The 19,391-nt window shown below is 42.1% G+C and carries 18 protein-coding genes; 13 read left to right on the forward strand and 5 right to left on the reverse strand.

Annotation, left to right across the window (positions count from 1 at the left end):
- Nucleotides 1-193 precede the first annotated feature (193 nt).
- Together AC1F2U_RS17815 and AC1F2U_RS17820 are read right to left on the reverse strand one after the other, a co-directional pair.
- The gene (locus tag AC1F2U_RS17815) at nt 194-1,348 is read right to left on the reverse strand and encodes an NAD-dependent epimerase/dehydratase family protein (protein WP_480262335.1); all 1,155 of its coding nucleotides are present in this window, start codon (nt 1,346-1,348) and stop codon (nt 194-196) included.
- Between the two features lie 155 nt (nt 1,349-1,503).
- Complete coding sequence (locus AC1F2U_RS17820) at nt 1,504-2,034, reverse strand: hypothetical protein (protein WP_480262308.1); 531 nt, start codon at nt 2,032-2,034, stop codon at nt 1,504-1,506.
- A 268-nt stretch (nt 2,035-2,302) separates the two neighbouring features.
- Here AC1F2U_RS17820 and AC1F2U_RS17825 point away from each other — a divergent pair, with 268 nt between their 5' ends.
- The 4 genes from AC1F2U_RS17825 (at nt 2,303) to AC1F2U_RS17840 (ending at nt 5,776) form a co-directional block, all read left to right on the forward strand.
- Nucleotides 2,303-3,115, forward strand: coding sequence for an FHA domain-containing protein (locus AC1F2U_RS17825; RefSeq protein WP_480262309.1), 813 nt, complete (start codon nt 2,303-2,305; stop codon nt 3,113-3,115).
- A 225-nt stretch (nt 3,116-3,340) separates the two neighbouring features.
- A complete protein-coding gene (locus AC1F2U_RS17830) occupies nt 3,341-3,694 on the forward strand; it encodes a slr0373 family blue light stress response protein (protein WP_480262310.1) in 354 nt (117 codons plus the stop codon).
- A 78-nt stretch (nt 3,695-3,772) separates the two neighbouring features.
- Nucleotides 3,773-5,284 carry a stress-responsive protein Ycf46 gene (gene ycf46 / locus AC1F2U_RS17835; RefSeq protein WP_104906609.1) on the forward strand — a complete coding sequence of 504 codons (1,512 nt, stop codon included), beginning with the start codon at nt 3,773-3,775 and terminating at the stop codon, nt 5,282-5,284.
- A 141-nt stretch (nt 5,285-5,425) separates the two neighbouring features.
- Entirely contained in the window at nt 5,426-5,776 is a 351-nt protein-coding gene (locus AC1F2U_RS17840) for a DUF1257 domain-containing protein (protein ID WP_094350625.1), read from the forward strand.
- A gap of 139 nt (nt 5,777-5,915) precedes the next feature.
- Here AC1F2U_RS17840 and AC1F2U_RS17845 read toward each other — a convergent pair whose 3' ends face one another.
- Nucleotides 5,916-6,707, reverse strand: a complete 792-nt coding sequence (locus tag AC1F2U_RS17845; protein WP_480262311.1) for a GIY-YIG nuclease family protein — start codon at nt 6,705-6,707, stop codon at nt 5,916-5,918.
- 218 nt (nt 6,708-6,925) lie between these two features.
- On the opposite strand from AC1F2U_RS17845, the gene AC1F2U_RS17850 reads away from it, so the two are divergent.
- Nucleotides 6,926-7,303 (forward strand): hypothetical protein, encoded by a 378-nt coding sequence (locus AC1F2U_RS17850; RefSeq protein ID WP_480262312.1) that lies wholly within the window; start codon nt 6,926-6,928, stop codon nt 7,301-7,303.
- A gap of 53 nt (nt 7,304-7,356) precedes the next feature.
- On the opposite strand, the gene AC1F2U_RS17855 is transcribed toward AC1F2U_RS17850, so the two are convergent.
- Nucleotides 7,357-7,989, reverse strand: coding sequence for a DUF5678 domain-containing protein (locus tag AC1F2U_RS17855; RefSeq protein WP_480262313.1), 633 nt, complete (start codon nt 7,987-7,989; stop codon nt 7,357-7,359).
- Nucleotides 7,990-8,217: 228 nt separating this feature from the next.
- Between AC1F2U_RS17855 and AC1F2U_RS17860 the strand changes: the two genes are divergently transcribed.
- Entirely contained in the window at nt 8,218-9,402 is a 1,185-nt protein-coding gene (locus tag AC1F2U_RS17860; protein WP_480262314.1) for an AbrB family transcriptional regulator, read from the forward strand.
- 292 nt (nt 9,403-9,694) lie between these two features.
- The gene (locus AC1F2U_RS17865; RefSeq protein ID WP_480262315.1) at nt 9,695-10,510 is read left to right on the forward strand and encodes a DUF1838 domain-containing protein; all 816 of its coding nucleotides are present in this window, start codon (nt 9,695-9,697) and stop codon (nt 10,508-10,510) included.
- A gap of 98 nt (nt 10,511-10,608) precedes the next feature.
- On the opposite strand, the gene glsA is transcribed toward AC1F2U_RS17865, so the two are convergent.
- Nucleotides 10,609-11,580, reverse strand: a complete 972-nt coding sequence (glsA, locus tag AC1F2U_RS17870) for a glutaminase A (RefSeq protein ID WP_480262316.1) — start codon at nt 11,578-11,580, stop codon at nt 10,609-10,611.
- Between the two features lie 898 nt (nt 11,581-12,478).
- Between glsA and AC1F2U_RS17875 the strand changes: the two genes are divergently transcribed.
- The 6 genes from AC1F2U_RS17875 to AC1F2U_RS17900 all read left to right on the forward strand — a co-directional run bounded on the left by AC1F2U_RS17875 (nt 12,479) and on the right by AC1F2U_RS17900 (nt 19,336).
- On the forward strand, nt 12,479-13,582 hold the full coding sequence (locus AC1F2U_RS17875) for a septal ring lytic transglycosylase RlpA family protein (RefSeq protein WP_480262317.1): 1,104 nt from the start codon (nt 12,479-12,481) through the stop codon (nt 13,580-13,582).
- A gap of 178 nt (nt 13,583-13,760) precedes the next feature.
- Nucleotides 13,761-15,368: a bifunctional pantoate--beta-alanine ligase/(d)CMP kinase gene (locus AC1F2U_RS17880; protein WP_480262318.1), complete on the forward strand. Its 1,608-nt coding sequence runs from the start codon at nt 13,761-13,763 to the stop codon at nt 15,366-15,368.
- A 504-nt stretch (nt 15,369-15,872) separates the two neighbouring features.
- Nucleotides 15,873-16,475 carry a superoxide dismutase [Fe] gene (gene sodB, locus AC1F2U_RS17885; protein WP_322671464.1) on the forward strand — a complete coding sequence of 201 codons (603 nt, stop codon included), beginning with the start codon at nt 15,873-15,875 and terminating at the stop codon, nt 16,473-16,475.
- A 296-nt stretch (nt 16,476-16,771) separates the two neighbouring features.
- A complete protein-coding gene (locus AC1F2U_RS17890; RefSeq protein WP_099099470.1) occupies nt 16,772-16,978 on the forward strand; it encodes a hypothetical protein in 207 nt (68 codons plus the stop codon).
- Between the two features lie 55 nt (nt 16,979-17,033).
- Nucleotides 17,034-18,170, forward strand: a complete 1,137-nt coding sequence (locus tag AC1F2U_RS17895) for an AIR synthase related protein (protein ID WP_480262319.1) — start codon at nt 17,034-17,036, stop codon at nt 18,168-18,170.
- A 479-nt stretch (nt 18,171-18,649) separates the two neighbouring features.
- A complete protein-coding gene (locus AC1F2U_RS17900) occupies nt 18,650-19,336 on the forward strand; it encodes a PHP domain-containing protein (protein WP_480262320.1) in 687 nt (228 codons plus the stop codon).
- The last annotated feature ends 55 nt before the right edge of the window (nt 19,337-19,391 follow it).

Genomic DNA, 19,391 nt, shown 5'->3' on the forward strand with positions numbered 1-19,391 from the left:
AGTGCATTTTGCTATTAAACACAGAGTAAACTGTCTCGCGTTCTGTAATCAATTCTGCACAGTCAAAATAACGTATTAAACGGCAAATTTAGTAATAGCTGGATGATAGCCTGATAAATAATAACTGATTGGTCGTCATATTGTGCTAGGACATGACGACCAATTTTAAACCCACGATTTACTGGGGTTTACTTTAATTTCTGTGCCAGGAGACTTTAGGCAGAATTTGTTTGTGATCGACTCGCGTCTGATACTTGATGGCAAAATTTAACAGAGAATCGAGGAGAGAATCTGAGAGCAGGTGAGGCTGTAAACCTAAATCAAGCAATTTTGTGTTTTTAGCGTTGAAGTAATGTTCTTCTTTTTCAACTCTGGGATTATCTAAATGATTGATTTCTACGTTCAATCCAATAGCATTACCAGCTTTTTTTACCATCAATGCCAAGTCGCCGACGCTGAATTGTTCGGTAAATTGGTTAAATACGCGGAATTCTCCTGGTTGTGCAGGGTTAGCGATCGCTAATTCCACACATCTGACTGTATCCCGAATATCCAAAAATCCGCGAGTTTGTCCACCTTTACCGTAGACAGTTAACGGATGTCCAATTGCTGCTTGAATACAAAAGCGGTTCAGTGCTGTACCAAACACACCATCGTAATCCAGCCGATTAATCAATAGTTCGTCTATCCCCGTTTCTTCGGTTAAGACACCATAAACTACACCCTGATTTAAATCAGTTGCCCGCAATCCCCAAATCCGGCAAGCAAAGTGGATGTTATGACTATCATGGACTTTGCTTAAATGGTACATCGAACCGGGCTGCTTGGGATAAGGTAAGGTATCCTTGCGTCCATTGTGTTCAATGGTGATATACCCTTCTTCGATGTCGATGTTGGGTGTACCGTATTCGCCCATCGTCCCCAGCTTCACCAAATGACAGTCGGGGAAATCTTCCCGCATGGCGTACAGCAAGTTCAACGTCCCAACTACATTATTAACCTGGGTAACAACTGCATGTTCTCGGTCAATCATGGAAAATGGGGCCGAACGCTGTTCACCAAAATGCACCAGAGCATTTGGCTGAAATTGCTGTAATGTTTTATGGAGAAATTCGTAATTTGTAATATCGCCGATGAACAAGTCGATCGGTTTACCCGTCAAATCTTGCCAGCGCTGGAGACGTTGTTGAATTAGTGCGATCGGAGTGAGAGTTTCGACACCAAGTTCATTATCCCAGTGCCGCCGCACCAAACTATCTAAAATTCCAACTTCATAACCTCGATTGGAAAGGTAAAGAGCAGTTGCCCAACCGCAATATCCATCACCACCAATAACCAGGACTTTCATCTTCACCAGTTTTTACTCGCTGATAGCTAAATCTATCAGGTTTCTGTACCGTCTTAATCATCATTCTGGGGGAGATGTGGATTTTGGGGCAGATGAGGGAGCAAGAGAGAAGAATTTTCCCCTCTGCCTCTTTTCAATGCCCCATACCCAATATTTCAATGTTTTGAAATCCGATACTGCTGGGCTATGTAATAAAACAAACGATAGTAATCTTGAAATTCTTTGCTCTTGCTTCGTCCCTGCAAATAGTATTTCACTTGACTCTGAGTTAGTGTCAGTGTCATCGAACCTACTTCTCGATCAACTTTTACAACCATTACCCCAGATACTCCTTGGGCGGTTTGAAAATTGGGTTTTATCTTTTTATCAGATTCTTCGTCTGTAACAACCGAATTTTGTAGCTGCTGGCTTGCCCACCCCCGAATTTCCACTGAGCGATTTTGTGGTGAAATAAACGCAATTCCATCATCATTTGCTGGGGCTGCTAAAGAAGTCCAGTTACTCGGATATGGAAATTCAAAGCCATAACGCGAGTTGCTATAAGTTTTCCAAGCGATCGCATCGGCGTTAAAATCATTTGCAGTACAACTCGACAGCATTATTAACAGGGCAACGACTCCACTAAGGCTGGCGGCAAACCGATAAATTCTTCGCCCCAAACTACAGATTTTATTAGCAGTAGCCATTTAAATTACACATTTTGCCAAACTCACTGATTTTATAAGAATGGTAGGTTGAAAACCTCTGAGAAGCAGGTGCCATAGTACTTCGTTCTCCCTTGGCATTAGCCTCTCCTTTCGGGAGCTATCCATTACTTGAATCTTTCTTAACATTTGCACCAGATCTTGCACTGAAAGAGCGCTCATTAAAAATTCAATAATATTCAGGATATTTACCATTCTCTTTTGAGTTCTCAGTAGAGAAGCTTATAAAAAGTGCTTGTTCGCACAATTTATGCACAGTGCATCTGAGATAGCCGAGGTAACTTTGGAGCTTTTTCACTTCCAAACCAACACATCTTTGCAATTTCCATCAAATCTTTCTGTAATTTGCATCGGTAAGCCCAACGACCAAAAATCACCAGATATTGATATTTCTGGCTTACCAGATTCGGATGTGGCATCTCGCATCCACGCGCAAATTTGGGTGAATGGGGATGAATACCATATCACCGATTTGGGCAGTTCTAATGGCACATACATTAACGGTGTGAAACTTCAACCTCAAGTTTTTTGTCCACTGCATCCAGGAGATAGAATTTCCTTTGGGCAGGGAGACAAAATAACTTTTATGTTTAGGGTGAAGCAGCACTCTGCATCTGCCACAAAAAATCCTACACCAAACTCCGCGCCAACAAAAATTACAGCGCCTAGCATCTGTAAAGAAGAGGAAGCTCAAGTAATCCTTGCCAGTAAGCTTATTGGTTTAGGACTAATCCTAGCAGGTGTTACATTTCTAAGTACAAGTATTTATATTAGTGTTTATTTACGCAGCACACCTGGGATTTTGCTGTGTATGGGAGGTATAGTAGCTCTAAATTGGGGTGGGAGCGATAATCGGAAACTAGGATGGGTGTTGATTGGGATAGGAATTGCTTTATTCATCGCCAGTGGTGTTGTAATCGGCTCTGTGTCACTTTTTTCTATGTTGGTGTCATTCGCTGGCATCTCTTGTGGATATCAATTGTTTACAACCGGAAAGGTGTTCAACTTTAATCCGTTGACGCTCCAAATAGTTAAAAAATCAACCAACTCAGGCAATCATTAATTAGTGATCGCTAATTTTCATTGAGGTTTCAAGTTTTGAGTGGGCAAGTCTTGATTAATTCTGAAAGGTTTGTAGTCAGCGATTTATCACTCAATAAACAGCATTTCATCGCCAAACGTAAACAAATGTAACAATACTGGCGTTAAAACGTTTTACTGTCTTGACAACCAATAAAAGAACCGATAACTTGATATACATACCCGGGTAAGACCGTTAAAAAGTTATATGCAAACGCAAACTAAGCAAAAGGTCACTTTGTATTTATCGCCAGAGTTGCACAGAAAACTGAAGATTCGTTCAGCAGTCGATTCCGAGCCAATGTCAGAACTTGCCGAACGTGCCCTTGGTTTTTACCTATCCAATCAAGAATTGGTTGACGAGTTAGAAGATTCTTCTTATGGGCGGACTCATAAAGTTTATTCATGCCCAACTTGTGATAGCTCATTAGTCTTACGTGATGGGGAACTGGTTGCTTTAGGCAATCAACCAGGAGTAGTTGGTAAAGAGCATCTTTATCTTGATGAGATGGATGAAGATGAAACCAATCCCAAGGGTGAGGAAGAGTTAGTTCCTTGCTAAATAGATATTCATGATTCGGTTGTCTTTACCAGAAGCAATGTCTCTACTGTCTCTATAAGGTCTCAAGTAGGTCGAAGTATGAACGAAGAGCTCAAAATCCTAATTCAAGCTCAATACCCTTTAATCTACCTTGTTACCTCCGAGGAAGAGCGGGCCGAGCAAGCAATTTCTACAATCGCTCAGTTATTAAAACCCCAACGCCGAGTATTTGTTTGGACAGTAACACACGGGATTGTTGAGTATGGTCAACCCCGGAATGTTACTCAACATAATACTGTGTCTCCAGAGGCAGCGATTGAATGGATCATCCGGCAGAAAGAACCAAGTATATTTATTCTTAAAGATTTACATCCCTTTATAGATGCGCCTGCGACTAACCGATCGTTGCGTGATGCGATCGCTAGTTTCAAAGGTATGCAAAAGAACATCATTTTGATGTCTCCGATGCAACAAGTACCTATAGAACTGGAAAAAGAAGTTGTCGTTCTCGACTTTACATTGCCAGATATGGCTGAGTTGAATAAAGTCTTAACTCACCATATAGAGCAAAATCGTGGTCGGCGACTGACAACAGAAGCCAGAGAAAAACTTCTCAGGGCTGCTTTAGGTCTAACTAAAGATGAAGCTGAGAAAGTCTACCGTAAGGCACAGGTAACTAAAGAGCGTTTGACGGAAGATGAAGTAGACATCGTTTTATCTGAGAAAAAGCAACTAATTCGGCGCAATGGCATCTTAGAATACATTGAAGAAGATGAAACTATTGATGCTGTAGGTGGCTTAGAAGAGTTAAAAAGATGGCTCAAGCAACGCTCTAACGCTTTCACAGAAAGAGCGAGAGAGTATGGTTTGCCTCAACCAAAGGGGATGCTAATTTTAGGAGTTCCCGGTTGCGGTAAGTCATTAATTGCTAAAACTACTTCCCGGCTGTGGGGTTTACCACTGTTGCGGTTAGATATGGGGCGAGTCTACGACGGCTCAATGGTGGGACGAAGTGAGGCAAATCTGCGAAACGCCCTGAAAACAGCAGAATCTATTTCCCCAGCGATTTTGTTTATCGATGAATTAGATAAATCCTTTGCTGGTAGTGGTGGTTCCTCTGATTCTGATGGGGGGACTTCAAGTAGAATCTTCGGCTCTTTCCTCACTTGGATGCAAGATAAGAAATCACCAGTGTTCGTGATGGCAACTGCCAACCGAGTAGAACGCTTACCTGGGGAATTCTTGAGGAAAGGACGCTTTGATGAAATCTTCTTTGTCGATCTGCCAACACCGGAAGAACGGCAAGATATTTTCAATATTCATCTGACCAAGCGCCGTGAAGACATCTCTCGATTCGATCTTGAGCAATTAGCCAAGATGTCTGATGGCTTTTCTGGAGCAGAAGTTGAACAAGCGATCGTTGCGGCAATGTATGAAGCTTTTGCCCAAGATCGGGAGTTCACCCAACTAGATATTATTGCTGCACTGAAGGCAACATTGCCGCTGTCTCGAACGATGCAAGAACAAGTAACGGCTCTGAGAGATTGGGCCAGACAGCGCGCACGCCCCGCAGCATCCTCCGTAGCTGAATATCAGCGAATGGAGTTTTAAAAGCTTTCCTCTGCCATCCCAGGGGGAAAGGCTAGCTGAAAATGCTAGCAGTTATAAGAAAAGCCGCATCCTGTTAAGCGCGGCTTCGCCCAAAACAAACCGTTGTCGTTTTTCTCAATCTTCTCATTGGAGGAAACCCAAATGTCTCACTTTAGCACCCTGCGTACCAAAATCACCGATGCCGAAATCCTCAAGGCTTCCTTGCGCGACCTCGGTATCAGCGTAAAGACTGAAGCTGATGTCCGTGGTTATAACGGTCAGCGTGTCCGTTCGGACATCGTTGCCGTGTTGGAAGGCGAATATGACCTCGGCTGGTCTCGCAATGGCGATGGTTCTTTTGACCTAATCGCTGACTTGTGGGGCGTTGCTAAGAAGCACAACCAAACCGAGTTGATCAACTCAATCAACCAAAAGTATGCCGTTAACAAAACTTTGGCTGAAGTGAAACAGCGCGGTCTGCAAAACGCCAATGTGAAGTTGGTATTGCAATAACAATTTCTCTGCGCGTTCCCAAAGCTGCACGGGTTAACCATATAAATAGCGGTTAGCCCGCTTTTTTATCGGGACTGAGATGTATTTCTCAGTCCCTATTTTAATGCTGTATGTCATCACGGAAACACAAATATATAAGCTAGAGTAAATTGAATTCGCCTAAACGCAGCAATTCCTTGACAAAGGGTGAGCGCTCACAATTAGTAAATCCTAGTTTTAAATAGCTTCTTCTAAATTCATCAAATCCTGGTCTGTTGTTGAGGATGATATAAGGGTTGATAAATACTTTGGATGTTGCCCCATAAACAACATAATTGTAACCGGGGCATTCAGACTGATCTTCTTCATAAGGTATGAAACGACTTACAAGAAGATAAATTCTATCATTGCTGTAGGAAGTAAGTTTAGATAGATTGGGATAATTTGCCATCTCATAATCTTCGTAATACCCAGATGCTATCAAAAATATGGGTCGCTCTTCTTCGATAGCTCTAGTCAGTAAAGATAATTTACTTGTGTTTATTGCCAATTCGTCCTCATCTTGAGCATCAAAGTGTAAACAGTAGCCTTCTTCTCTAACTTTATGGATTTGAATATAAATCGGGCCATGTGATGTTCTAAATCTTGGTTGATTTGGTAAGGGTGTGTAATTGAGAGGTGGCTTATAGTAATCTATGGATTGCTTCTCTAACCTAATTAAAGCGGCTTCCAAGTTTGAGATTTTAATTAATAAATTGTTTGGTAAAATCTGGTAGCGTATAATGGGGTTATCGATACTCTCAAACTGTATCTGACGATGATGATTAATGTGGCGTTTTTTCAAATTGCGTGAAAGACCGATATACATAACTGGGCATTTATAATTACCCACGTAATAAATCCCAGGCACGGATGGCAGTTCTCTCCGATGAATATAGGATAAAACTGACATATCTTTATAGTTTAGATTTAACTTCATAATTTTTTATTTCCAACTAGTAATATAAAGGTTGCTTACTAAGTTAGTTTGCCCAAAATGTATTAGTCTGTGATCGCTACAAATAAATATCTAATGAAGTTAAAATTATGCTCTTCAGTTTATGTTCCCCTAAGACACATAATTTAATTAATAATTACAAGTGATAATAGAGAGGAGTATTTACAGGAGCTATGAGTACCAAAATCATAATTACCCTGCCAGACGATATTTACCAACGTACAGAACGCTTTACCCGGTTGGTAAATCGTGATGTTGCCAGCATTTTAGTAGATACCATTCAACTTTCAATTCCGCCCGTCAGTGGGGACATTAGCAATCTTGAGCCTGTCTCTATCCTTTCTGATGAACAAGCCCTGGTGCTGACCGAACTGCAAATGGAACCAGAACAGGATGCCCGGTTAAGCGAAATGCTCGATCGCCAACAATCAGGTACTCTTAGTGAAAGCGATCGCTTAGAGTTACAAACCCTGATCCAGGTCTATCAAGAAAGAAGGACTTTTAAGAAAAGCCACTGCATTAAGCGAAGCTGTCAAACGTGGGTTGATTGAAGGAAAAAGAAACCCGCCACTGAAACCCAAATATTAGCAGTTAGCTCCCTTTTTTATGACTTCAAATCTTCACGCCATGTAAAAATAATTTGTTCCTCAGCTTGCCTAAATTCAATATTAAATTTATCAAATACAACTTCTCGCCCTAAAAGCAATTGTTCTCCGCCTGTATTGGTTTGTAACCATGCTACTGGAGTAATAAAATTGTGTTCATCAATTGTCATTTCGACATTGCGTAAAACGTACTCAACTCTACCACCTATCGTTTCTGCCAACAAAGTTGATTCTGAATCAGCCAAAGCATAGCCTAAATCTTGACCAACTTTTAATGAAATTAAACTTAATTCAGCACCAGAATCTACTAACATTGTTGTATTAGATTCTATATCTCCGTGTTTTAAAATAACACTATAATTTGGTTGCCAATCATGACGAGCGATGCTGCGAAAGCGAATTGGTAAAATTTCTATAGAAGCAGTACGACGCGGAACTAGGTAAATTAAAAAAGGCTGTTTCGTAGCATTAGCTAATGCCAAAACTTCGCGTAAGTTCTCGCTTTGAGCTATTATTCCATTTGCATTGTAAGCGATATATTGATTTTTGTATAATTCTAATAACATCTGGCGGTTACGATTTAACCACTTGAACATTTCATCTATTTCTCTTTTAGAGGGAGTTGTGTTCATATATTTAATTTTGTCTGTGGATGTGGAATATCTCTGGCACTATTTTAATTGTTTGGTGCAATAGGTGAGCTACCAAACCTGACTTAAATCTAAATCTAAAATAAACCCACCACTAGAACTAAAAGCCTTCACCTGTATAATTTTGCTTGTTGCTGGTAATGTCCGATCGCATCCCAGGAGATCCACTTTTGCACCTATAGCTTAGACTTAAAAAAAAGCTTAGTATCGATGAATCAAAGTCTAAGTGCTACTCCCAGCCTGGAAGAACACACTCATGAAAATCCTGTTGTTACCAAACAGCAGCTATTTGGGAAGCAACTAATTGTCCTTGTCTTGGAAATGCTTCTGGCATTACCTCTGGGTTTACTCCTCGCAAAGTTCCAAATTGGCAGGATTGCCTGGATATTTGGCGGGATTGCCGCTGGTACATTGGTTCTCCAAGGATGTCGGATTCTTTATCAATATTCTCCCCAACCTAATCGCACTGCTAGAAAAGTGGGAATGGCACTTGTCGGCTTAACTGTCGGCGCTTCCAATACCCACGCTAATCTAGCTAGTGTTGCTTCTGGTATTCCCATATTTATTTTTCTTACCTTATTTCTGTTGCTGAGTGGAAGCTGTATCGGTTACATTTACTCCCGCGTCAGTAAAACTAACCTATTTACAGCAATGCTGGCTACAGTTCCTGGTGGTGTAGGAATTATGGCTGCGATCGCTGCCGATTACAATAAAAATGTTAGCTTGGTTGCCCTAGTTCAGGCGATTCGCGTTACCTGTGTAGTTGTTCTAATTCCCTTCATCGCTAGGACATCAACTGGTAATTACTATCCGCAAACACTCCCAATCAAAGCTGCTTGGCTCAATCTCGATCCATCTCAACTCGAATTACTCTTATTAGTACTGGTGATTACTGGATTAGTAGTTTATCCAGCTATATTATTTAAAATACCAGCTGGCGATTTCTTTGGTGCATTGTTGATTGGTATCGGATTTAATCCTTTGCTACATTGGCTGCCTTTTATGGGTGATATTAGCTTTAGTCCCCCGCCTTTAATTAACTTATTGGGTCAAATGCTCCTGGGAATTACTATTGGTGAATATTGGGGAGACAAACCCAACTTTAGAAAGCGGACTGTTGGCTATGCCTTGATGTCTGTAGGAATGACTCTCGTAGCTGGAGCGATCGCTGCTATACTTGCGATGCAATTAACCTCTTGGGACTGGTTAACCTGTCTTTTAGTCACAGCACCAGGAGGATCGGCAGAAATGATCTTAGTTTCCCTAGCATTGAATCATAATGTTGAAATTGTCACAACTGGTCATTTGGTGCGACTAATTGCGATTAACAGTTCTCTACCTCTTTGGTTGTTTTTGTTTCGCCGTCTGGATGAGCAGGTTTCTGAACCAGTTTAATTGATAAAGGCATTGGGCATTGGGCAAAGGAGTAGAGTTTTTATGCTTGTTCACGAGTATTAAAGGCTCGTCAGCGAGTATCAAAGGCTCATTAATGGAGTTCAAAGACTCGTCGGCGAGTATCAAAGACTCATTCACGAGTATTAAAGACTCGTCAGCGAGTATCAAAGGCTCATTAATGGAGTTCAAAATATATTTCTTCTACCCCTCCCCTACCTTTTAACTTCTAAAGATGCAACTTGAATGCTGGTTAGCTTATCCTTTTGTTATCGAAATACTAAGGATGCTTTAGATGGTTGCCCAAATTCAAGAACTTGAAGCGCAGCACTGGGTTAAAACTCGTTCTTCCCTTGACCCTGCCGAATCCACTTTCCTGATTTGGAAAGGTAAAATTTACGCCTTTATCCCCGGTGAGAAGAGACAACTCCTGTTTAAGATGCTGGGATTAAGCGTTAGCCGATGTATTCCCACGAAAGAAGGTAGTTGGGATTTTACTTCTAGGGAACTAACTTACTACCTCAACCCAAAAACAGATGAGGTTTTATCCAAATGGGAGAATCCTTGGACAGGCGAGACAGTTCCGGTGATTCACGTTGCCAATAATCCTGTGCAGGGAAAGTTTGAGGGAAACTTCCCCGCACAAGTAGATGGTGACAGCACAACCTTCGTTTTTGATATATTTCCTTATTACCCCAATCCCTTAGCAGACGATCGCAAATTTGCTGAATACAGCCCAAATCCAATTTATCAGGCAGCGGAATTGTTTAAATTAACTGTGCCAACTGCAGATTTATTCAACCCAGCACTTCCCTCTGTTTCTGAACTCAAACTTAGTTGGGATCGGATCGGTCAATGGCTTCCCTGGATGAAAATGGGCGATCGCCCCGGTCAACTAATCTACAGTGCTGTTGGCAGCAAAGTCAATGGTTTAACAAAACTGCCTCCACTGTTGCAAGACGAAATTAATAGCCGTATTCCTTTATATAAACAAGCCCCAAAAGCATTGATAGATGGGGAAGATATGACTTCTTGGTTGTACTTCCAAAAGCACTTTCAAGCTTACTTAGCTGGTGAAATTTTCCCACTTCCGCAAGCAGAAGAGTTTTGAGTGCTGAGTGCTGTTAGCGGATAGCTAGGGTTTAGCCCGTGCTGAGTTGGGAGTTGGGAGACAGTATTTATTCTCCCCTCTACCCAATGCCTTCCAATTCACTCTTGGCCTGAACAATCAAATAGATGTAAACCTAACCGTTGAGAAAGTTCTTCACAAACCTTTACCCCCCGCACACTATTACCGCGCACATCCAACAGGGGCGAAAAAACTCCGATGCCCATTTTATTGGGTACAACGGCAATAATTCCACCACAAATACCGCTTTTCGCTGGAATCCCAATTTTATAAGCCCACTCACCTGCAAAGTTGTACATCCCACAGGTATACATCACACTCAAAATATCTTTGATGTAACGCTTATCTACCGCCCGTTCTTTGGTGATGGGGTTAATACCCCTGTTAGCAAGGGTAGCCGCCATCAATGCTAAGTCTTGACAATTTACCATCACAGCGCACTGCTGAAAATAAAGATCCAGCGCCTCTTCAATATTTCGGTCAATCATGCCAAAGTTGAGCATCAAATGCGCCATTGCGCGGTTGCGATGTCCTGTACTCCGTTCTGAGGTAAAAACTGAAATGTCAACGAATACGTCGCGGCCAATATATCGCCGAAACATATCCAGCATCCGATTGAGGCGTTCGGTTGGGCCGGAACCTTTGATTAAGCTGGTGGTGGCGATCGCTCCAGCGTTTACCATTGGATTATAAGGTCGCTTCGATTGCTCATCCAAAACAATCGCGTTGAATGCATCTCCCGTCGGTTCCACGCCAACTCTAGTTAAAACATAATCCAGTCCATGATCTTCTAAGGCAAGTCCATAAGCAAACACTTTGGAAATTGACTGAATGGTAAAAAGTTGCTCGTAGTCCCCAACTTTATAAACCTGACCATCCACTGTCACAATGCAAATGCTGAACAAATCCGGGTTTGCCTTTGCCAGTTCGGGAATGTATTTCGCTACTGCACCCTCCCGCAGTGACTGGTATTGGGAATGCAATTCGTTGAGAAAAGCTTTTAATGGCGATGCTTCTATTTCTAAATCTCCTTGATGCACTTGGTTTGTCATTAGGCTGATGGCATTTCCCAAAATACCTACTATATATAGAAGAGGTGCAGCTGTACATCCCTACAGTTACAAAGATTTTGTCAAAAACAGCTTGCTCTAAAAAATCATACTTGAGCAATTACTGAAATTAAATAAAACAAGGTGTATTTTTTATTACAGGCGATATCTGTTGTTTAAGCGATCGCAAAGTTTTCTTAATTTTTAAGTCATTAATCCTGAAAAATATTAATTTGGGTATTGTCCTTTTTTTATACTCAGTAATACGGTTAATAAAAGTTATATTTATTACCAATATAAGTCTAGTTGTGGAGAATAAAAGTAATGATTGATGCAAGTAGAAAAAACTGTGAAAAAAGATATCAGACTCAAACTAATTTGCATAATTTTTTAAGATGTAACTCATATCACGACTTATTCATAGTTAAATCTAAATATTTCATTAAATAAATGATTTTAAGTATTTATGCCGATGCTATTTAATTAAAGTTATATTACCTTCTTATAGGAAATAGCCAAAAGCGATGTGATCTAGAATACACGAGTAGTTGCGAGCCTTTAGAAGTGATGTGAATAGGGTATCGCTACTTTAGTGTGAAATAAGCGTAAAGTTTTTTTAAGAAATTTTTGACTTACGGAAAAAAGCGTTACATAGCCAAAGTCCGCTTTTGAGAAAGGTTTCGACCTTCAAATTGGAATGGGAATTTGAGAAAGTGGCCGATAGTTACGCTAAAACCCTGATCCCCAAGCCAAAAGGTTCGTGTTAGTCTGTTGCAGTTATAAAGAACAAAGTGAAAACGGAACGAGTTCGAGTTTTTCAAAAGGGAAATCACTTTTATTAGTGATAAATCCCGCAAGTTATAAAACTTTAAGTTCTACAGTCGCTTTCAAAAACGGACGCATGAATCAAAGACATTTGTGGACTATTGTTGCCCTGTTTATGGCTGTTTTGGGAATACCCTCAGTCGGTTGCACTCAAACCACCAAAGGAAATGGGCTAGCATCCCAAAAATCACCCGCGCCTGATGTGGTTAAGGTGGGAGAGTACCAATCAACAGCAGGGAAACAAACCTTGGATGCTGTGATTACAGAAATTCATCCTCACAACATTAGAGGACGTAAGGCGGCAACCCTTTTTATCAAAAATATACCTGTTCTCACCTTTTTGAGTTCTGTATCAAATACGAATCTTGAGACTAAAAAAGTTGGTGCAATTGGCAATACTGGGGGCGTACAATCGTACGCCCTTATTGCTAGCAATTCATCAAATGCATTAAACACTGGGAACCTAACAGATGCGAGTAACCAGATTAGCTCCGCTGACAATGACCCGGTTCAGATAGCTGGTGTAATAGCAGCTAAGATCAACCAGTTGAATCGGGAAAACGTTGACGGGAGTAAGATTACCGTCAGTTGGAAAGCAGGGGAAAAATCTACTGCCGATCAAGCGCAAAACAAAAGCGTCCCTGTCCAACAAAATGGCGATCGCTATGTAATTAAAATTAATGGCGAAGAGTTGGTCGAAATCAGCGAAGGTACGCGATTAGCAGGTAGTACCAACGATCTAGCCCAAGATGCATTGCAAGCAACCAATCGCCTGCGGAGACTACTAGGCAATGCATCTCCCTTAAAAGAGATTGCTAATTTACCAGTACGTCAACAAATATCAATACCAAAGCTACCGCAACAGATTGCCGTCGGAGTAGTGCGAGCCACCTTGAGAGGTATGGCTTCTTATTACGGCTATGACGGTTCTGGTAATCGTACTGCTAGCGGTCAGAGATTTAATCCAGAAGGAATGACTGCTGCTCATCGCAGCTTACCCTTTGGTACAAAAGTTCGTGTAACCAATACCCGCAATGGTCGTTCCGTAGTGCTGCGGATTAATGACCGAGGGCCATTCATTCGAGGTCGAGTCATTGACGTGTCTGCCGGCGCGGCTCGAATTTTGGGAATGATGGGCAGTGGCGTGGCGCCAGTGCATATTGAGGTATTGGGAAAATAATCGAGTAGGTTACAGGTTACAGGGGAAAGATTATTCCCGATCGCCTATCACCTATAACCTTTCCCCTAACCCCAATCCCAGTTCCGTATCACTTAATTCCCCTAGTTCAATCAACTCTTCCCTCTATTTCGGATATAAACTAACGGGGGAGGGATCGATAAGAACTAGGGGTATTTTTGTGCGCCTGCTGACAACAGTCGCAGCTTTACGCTGCTATTTAACTAAACGCTGCTCAGAAAACAAGCTAATTGCAGTTACTGAGGATCTGAGACTAGATGAAATGACTGGCTGGTATCAGACGGCAGTCGGTCTGGTGCCAACGATGGGAAATTTGCATCAAGGTCATTTAAGCTTAATCCAACGGGCGCGGCACGAAAATTCTACGGTGATTGTGAGTATTTTCGTCAATCCCCTACAATTTGCTCCTAATGAGGATTATCAACGCTATCCCCGCACTTTAGAGCAAGATCAACAACTTTGCGAACAAGCTGGGGTAGATGCGATTTTTGCACCGACTCCGGAAGAAATGGCAGTTCCTCAGAAGAGTATACAAGAATCAAAGGTTACACAAGTTATCCCCCCATCTGCTATGATAACAGGCTTGTGTGGTCGTTCTCGGCAAGGTCATTTTCAGGGTGTCGCTACGATTGTTACCAAACTTTTCAATTTGGTACAGCCTGACCGTGCCTACTTTGGTGAAAAGGATGGTCAGCAACTAGCAATTATTAAACGCTTAGTAGCTGACTTAAATTTGCCAGTAGAAATTGTTGCTTGTCCAACAGTACGGGAAGCGTCGGGTCTGGCCTTCAGTTCTCGCAATCAATATTTGACTGCAACGGCAAAAGAGCAAGCAGCGGTGTTATATCGGGGTTTGCGACGAGCTAAAGCCGCATTTATTGCAGGCGATCGCAATAGCAACAAGTTGATAGCAGTGGTACAGCAAGAAGTGGCAATGGTCAGCACGGTCTCAGTGGAATATATTGAATTGGTTGAACCGACTACGTTGATGTCTTTAGAAAAAGTTGAGGAGGAAGGAATGTTGGCGATCGCAGCTCGTTTTGGTGCTACACGTTTGATTGACAATCTCATATTGCGCGATCGTCAACCCATTATCGCCATTGATGGCCCAGCCGGGGCTGGAAAATCCACAGTGGCGCGGCAAGTGGCAGCAAATCTGAATTTAGTGTATTTAGATACAGGAGCAATGTACCGTGCTGTCACTTGGTTGGTACTGCAAAAGGGGATTGCTATTGACGATGAGTGTGCGATCGCCGAATTAACTAATCAGTGTAAAATTGAACTTACTCCCACGCAGGATTTACAATCATCCGTGCAGGTTTGGATTGACGGTACTGATGTTACCCAGGTAATTCGCACCATTGAGGTAACTTCTCTTGTATCGGCGATCGCCGCGCAAAGCGCTGTCCGTCAAGCACTGGTTAAACAACAGCAAAGCTGGGGTAAAAGAGGTGGTTTAGTTGCTGAGGGTCGGGATATTGGTACTCACGTATTTCCCGATGCCGAAGTTAAAATCTTCTTAACCGCTTCTGTGAGTGAACGCGCCCGTCGCCGCCAGCAAGACTTTAACACCCAAGGTCAACCTGAAGTGAGTTTAGAGCAGCTGGAACACGACATTGCCGAACGTGACTGGAAAGATAGTACACGCAAGGTTTCTCCTTTGCAGAAAGCAGCAGATGCGATCGAACTTCAAACTGATGGTTTGGACGTGTCTGAAGTCACAGCACAAATCGTTAACTATTACCAACAGCGTTTATCTCAGTGTTAATTACTCCTACTTGCTGTTAGTTTTTTAGTTTCAAAGGGTGGTAGGTGAGCGATTATTCACTTACCATCCTCAAAATTATTTTAAAAATAAAAAATATATAATTTGACTACTGGCTATCTTCTTTAAGAATTAATATTTAGTAGCATCTAAACAAATATTACATTTATTTACATATTAAATCATCTCGCTTTCGACTGATTTTTCAAATCGTAATTAATCCTACTAAAGATAGAAGTATGAAAGCTTCAATTGCTAAATGCTAGTTAGGTATTGGCATTTCGTTATAAGATATTAGTCATTTTTATTTATAGTCAGAAATTGCTAGTGATTTGACTTATCAACAAAGTACTTTGTTTCCGTCTTCACTTTGGTAGTAGAATGACGATGTTAAGTTTTATGTTCCATGATTAAAGACATAAAACCTCTAAAAATAAGAGCTATTAATTTCCCAAACTTCTGCAATAGCTTACAAACTAGAAACCGGTAAAGAGAGGATTTGACACAATGGCATTTGTACAGCCCCCACTACCCTTTGAAAAAGATGCTCTAGAGCCTTTTGGCATGAAAGCTGAAACTTTCGAGTATCACTATGGCAAGCATCACAAAGCTTATGTAGACAACCTCAACAAGCTCACTGAAGGTACAGAACTTGCTGATAAGTCCCTGGAAGAAGTGATTAAAACTTCCTTCCAAGACTCTTCTAAGGTGGGAATCTTCAACAACGCTGCCCAAGTTTGGAACCACACCTTCTTCTGGAATTCTTTGAAACCACAAGGTGGTGGTACACCCACAGGTGAACTCGCAGCCAAAATCGATAAAGATTTTGGTAGCTTTGACAAATTCAAGGAAGAGTTCTCTAACGCGGCTGCAACTCAATTCGGCAGTGGGTGGTCTTGGCTGATCGATGATGGTGGTACGCTAAAGGTGATCAAAACACCAAATGCAGAAAATCCCCTAGCTCATGGTAAGAAGGCACTCTTAACCTTGGATGTTTGGGAACACGCTTACTACATTGACTATAAAAATGCCCGTCCAGCGTTCATCAAGAATTTCCTAGAAAACTTGGTCAACTGGGACTTTGCTGCTGAAAACTTGGCTAAAGCTTAATTAATTGCCAGTTTTGAACTGGCTACAATGTCTTTTAGCCAGCTACTTTGCGGCTACGTAGCTTGTGCCAGATATGTAAAGTAGAAATAATTCAGTTAACACTCTTGTCAGCAGTCACGACAGTAGTCAGTCAAGTTTAAATTGATGGGTAAGCGAGTTCGTAGTAGGGACTTTAGTCCTTATTTTCTAAGCACTAAAGTGCTTACTACAAACCCTGAAAACTAGCTTAGACATTGTACTAGTATCGTGACTGTTTTTGGTTAGGCGTTGAGGGGATGGTGGAGAAATAAAGATATATGGATAGCAAAGAACTAGCGCAATACATCGAAGCAACGAATAGCATCTCTAAACCTTGGGTATTGGTACAACTGCGCCTCAAAAAATTGCAAGAGCGTCGAGCCACCCTGACAAACGATGTTTATACCAAAGAATTAGAAGATATTTATCAAGACTTGATGAAATTGGGGGAATGGTGGCGCGGTATCGAAGATGAGGTATTTTAAAGTGAGGAGTTATCAGTTTTCCTAACTCCTAACTTCTAACTTAAAACGCAACCTGATGGCTCAAGCTCTCGATCAAGTCGATTACGATACTCTCGATGCTGCAAAACGACGCTTCATCGATGCCGCAAAACGCACACTTAGCTTTGCAAGCGCTTATGGCATCGTCCCCGCATCGGGTCTTGGAGCAAGTGCTAACGCTTTCAGCTTCAACCTCGCTCCGTTTCTAGAGGCGGGGGCTAGAGAACTTTCGATGACACTTGTGCCCGAAGGACTAGGCACCGCAGACGATACTCGCCCTGACGATCTTTCCGAAGAAGAACTTCGACGATTCTGGTGGAATATTGGAATTAAGATCATCTCGTGTCTGACGAACGATGCCGCAACTTCAGGTATGCAGACTATACTTCTCGGTCTTTATCTGCCTTCGAGTACTCCCGAAACAATTTTTACCCCCGCTTTCCTTGATGGGTTTCTGGATGGAGTAGTTGAGGGCTGCAAACGAGTGGGATGTGTGTATCTCTCAGGGGAAACTCCTCAACTAAAAACCAAGATGATTCCAGGGCGGCTCGATATCGCCGGCTCGGTTTTTGGGGTTATGCCAGCTGGTGTCGCTCCTATTGATAGCTCGCGTCTGGATGCCGGAAATACTATTGTTCTCATCGAAAGTTCGGGCCCCCATGAGAACGGTTTTACCCCACTGCGAAAGCTTGCTGAGTCGCTTCCTGATGGCTACAGAACAAAACTTCCGAGTGGGCAAGAGTTCTGGGAAGCGATGAATGCTGCTTCGTATCTCTACACGCCCCTTGTACAGGCAGTGCTTGGCGAAGGAATTCGTCCCACAGCGATGGAGAATATCACTGGTCATGGCTGGCAAAAGCTGATGCGGTCGGTGAAACCGCTTCGGTACGTTATCGAAACAATGCTCCCTGTACCAGAGATATTTACATTTGTTGAGAGTCATCTTGAGGGCGGCGCCGAGACGATGCTTTCGGTGTTCAATTACGGTGCAGGATTTGCATTCTATACAGAGTCGGAGCAGGATGCAGAGAGAATTGTCCTGCTTGCAAGAGAACATCAACTTTCGGCTGCGATTGCCGGAAGAGTTGAAGCGTCCCTTTCTCGTGAGGTGGTGGTGGAACCGTTGGGAGTCACCTTGAAGGGAGATTCTTTTGGAATTGCCCGAGGGGTATAATACAACCCAAGCGTAGGCATAGCCCGTCGTAGACATCGCTAATTTTCTCGAAGCTATTTTAGACTCACTTATGTGATGCCTGCGGCGGGCTACGCCTACGCTAAAGTCATTTTGGTTAGGAAAAAGCTGTAATTACAGAGATAAATAATATTTTTTACACACAAAACAAATTTGCATTTCCGGCTTATTAGAGATAATTATCCTACCAAACCTTTATCTTCTATGTCATTTAGCACAGATGCTATAGGCGCATTTATGAAAAATTGGATGTAATATTTACTACTACTTAATAACAAAGTAGTATGAATCACGCATGACCACTGAGGTTAAGATTTGCTAACGTAGTCTTAACATATTGAAAAATTTGCTGAGGAAGCTGAGAAAGTATCAGCCGATACTAATTTTTAGTGTTGGTTCTTTCTTATCCAGAGATGTAGCATTTTGGTGTGTTAAGGATATATTTTTCTTCAGAGGGGGTTATGGCTGTAAATTTGGCCCGTACTACAACTTCGGCAGAACTTTTAAAGCAAGTATTCCGTAACATTGATGCACATAGTTGTCCAAGGTTATTCAACTTTCACATGCACACTGTCTACTCGGATGGTAGATTGCAGCCTAGTGCATTGATGGAGCAGGCGATCGCTATTGGGTTAAAAGGGTTAGCTATCACCGATCATCATGGTATTGTCGGCTATCAAGCGGCCCTTGCTTGGTTAGAAGATTGGAAGTGGAATAATCCTCATGCAACAACTCCTCACCTGTGGAGTGGCGTGGAAATCAATGCCAACCTTTTGAATATAGAAGTTCACATTTTGGCTTACGCTTTTGCCATAGAACACCCTAGTATGAAACCCTATCTGCAAAGAAGGTCGACTACAGGGCAAGAATATCAGGCAAGTAACGTGATTGCCGCTATTCATGAAGCTGGGGGATTGGCAGTTCTGGCTCATCCAGCTCGTTACAAGCGATCGCATTTCGACTTAATTCCAGCTGCGGCAGAAAAGGGCATCGATGGTGTGGAAACTTTCTACGCCTACAATAACCCTAACCCTTGGAAACCCAGCACCTTGGAATCAGAACAAGTGCAAAAGTTGGCTGATGAATACTTTCTTTTCAATACCTGTGGTACTGATAGCCACGGTTTGAGTCTGCTACAACGCTTGTAAAGATGAATCATTTTTTTTCAATCTCCTGGTTCAATCTGCCAGGAGGTTATCTTTT

This window comes from Nostoc sp. LEGE 12454, from assembly GCF_056620565.1.

Excerpts from the sequence above, each read along its gene's own strand:
- AC1F2U_RS17815 (WP_480262335.1), bottom strand. The coding sequence starts at position 1,348 with ATGAAAGTCCTGGTTATTGGTGGTGATGGATATTGCGGTTGGGCAACT.
- AC1F2U_RS17820 (WP_480262308.1), bottom strand. The coding sequence starts at position 2,034 with ATGGCTACTGCTAATAAAATCTGTAGTTTGGGGCGAAGAATTTATCGG.
- AC1F2U_RS17825 (WP_480262309.1), top strand. The coding sequence starts at position 2,303 with ATGCACAGTGCATCTGAGATAGCCGAGGTAACTTTGGAGCTTTTTCAC.
- AC1F2U_RS17830 (WP_480262310.1), top strand. The coding sequence starts at position 3,341 with ATGCAAACGCAAACTAAGCAAAAGGTCACTTTGTATTTATCGCCAGAG.
- ycf46 (WP_104906609.1), top strand. The coding sequence starts at position 3,773 with ATGAACGAAGAGCTCAAAATCCTAATTCAAGCTCAATACCCTTTAATC.
- AC1F2U_RS17840 (WP_094350625.1), top strand. The coding sequence starts at position 5,426 with ATGTCTCACTTTAGCACCCTGCGTACCAAAATCACCGATGCCGAAATC.
- AC1F2U_RS17845 (WP_480262311.1), bottom strand. The coding sequence starts at position 6,707 with ATGTCAGTTTTATCCTATATTCATCGGAGAGAACTGCCATCCGTGCCT.
- AC1F2U_RS17850 (WP_480262312.1), top strand. The coding sequence starts at position 6,926 with ATGAGTACCAAAATCATAATTACCCTGCCAGACGATATTTACCAACGT.
- AC1F2U_RS17855 (WP_480262313.1), bottom strand. The coding sequence starts at position 7,989 with ATGAACACAACTCCCTCTAAAAGAGAAATAGATGAAATGTTCAAGTGG.
- AC1F2U_RS17860 (WP_480262314.1), top strand. The coding sequence starts at position 8,218 with ATGAATCAAAGTCTAAGTGCTACTCCCAGCCTGGAAGAACACACTCAT.
- AC1F2U_RS17865 (WP_480262315.1), top strand. The coding sequence starts at position 9,695 with ATGGTTGCCCAAATTCAAGAACTTGAAGCGCAGCACTGGGTTAAAACT.
- glsA (WP_480262316.1), bottom strand. The coding sequence starts at position 11,580 with ATGACAAACCAAGTGCATCAAGGAGATTTAGAAATAGAAGCATCGCCA.
- AC1F2U_RS17875 (WP_480262317.1), top strand. The coding sequence starts at position 12,479 with ATGAATCAAAGACATTTGTGGACTATTGTTGCCCTGTTTATGGCTGTT.
- sodB (WP_322671464.1), top strand. The coding sequence starts at position 15,873 with ATGGCATTTGTACAGCCCCCACTACCCTTTGAAAAAGATGCTCTAGAG.
- AC1F2U_RS17890 (WP_099099470.1), top strand. The coding sequence starts at position 16,772 with ATGGATAGCAAAGAACTAGCGCAATACATCGAAGCAACGAATAGCATC.
- AC1F2U_RS17895 (WP_480262319.1), top strand. The coding sequence starts at position 17,034 with ATGGCTCAAGCTCTCGATCAAGTCGATTACGATACTCTCGATGCTGCA.
- AC1F2U_RS17900 (WP_480262320.1), top strand. The coding sequence starts at position 18,650 with ATGGCTGTAAATTTGGCCCGTACTACAACTTCGGCAGAACTTTTAAAG.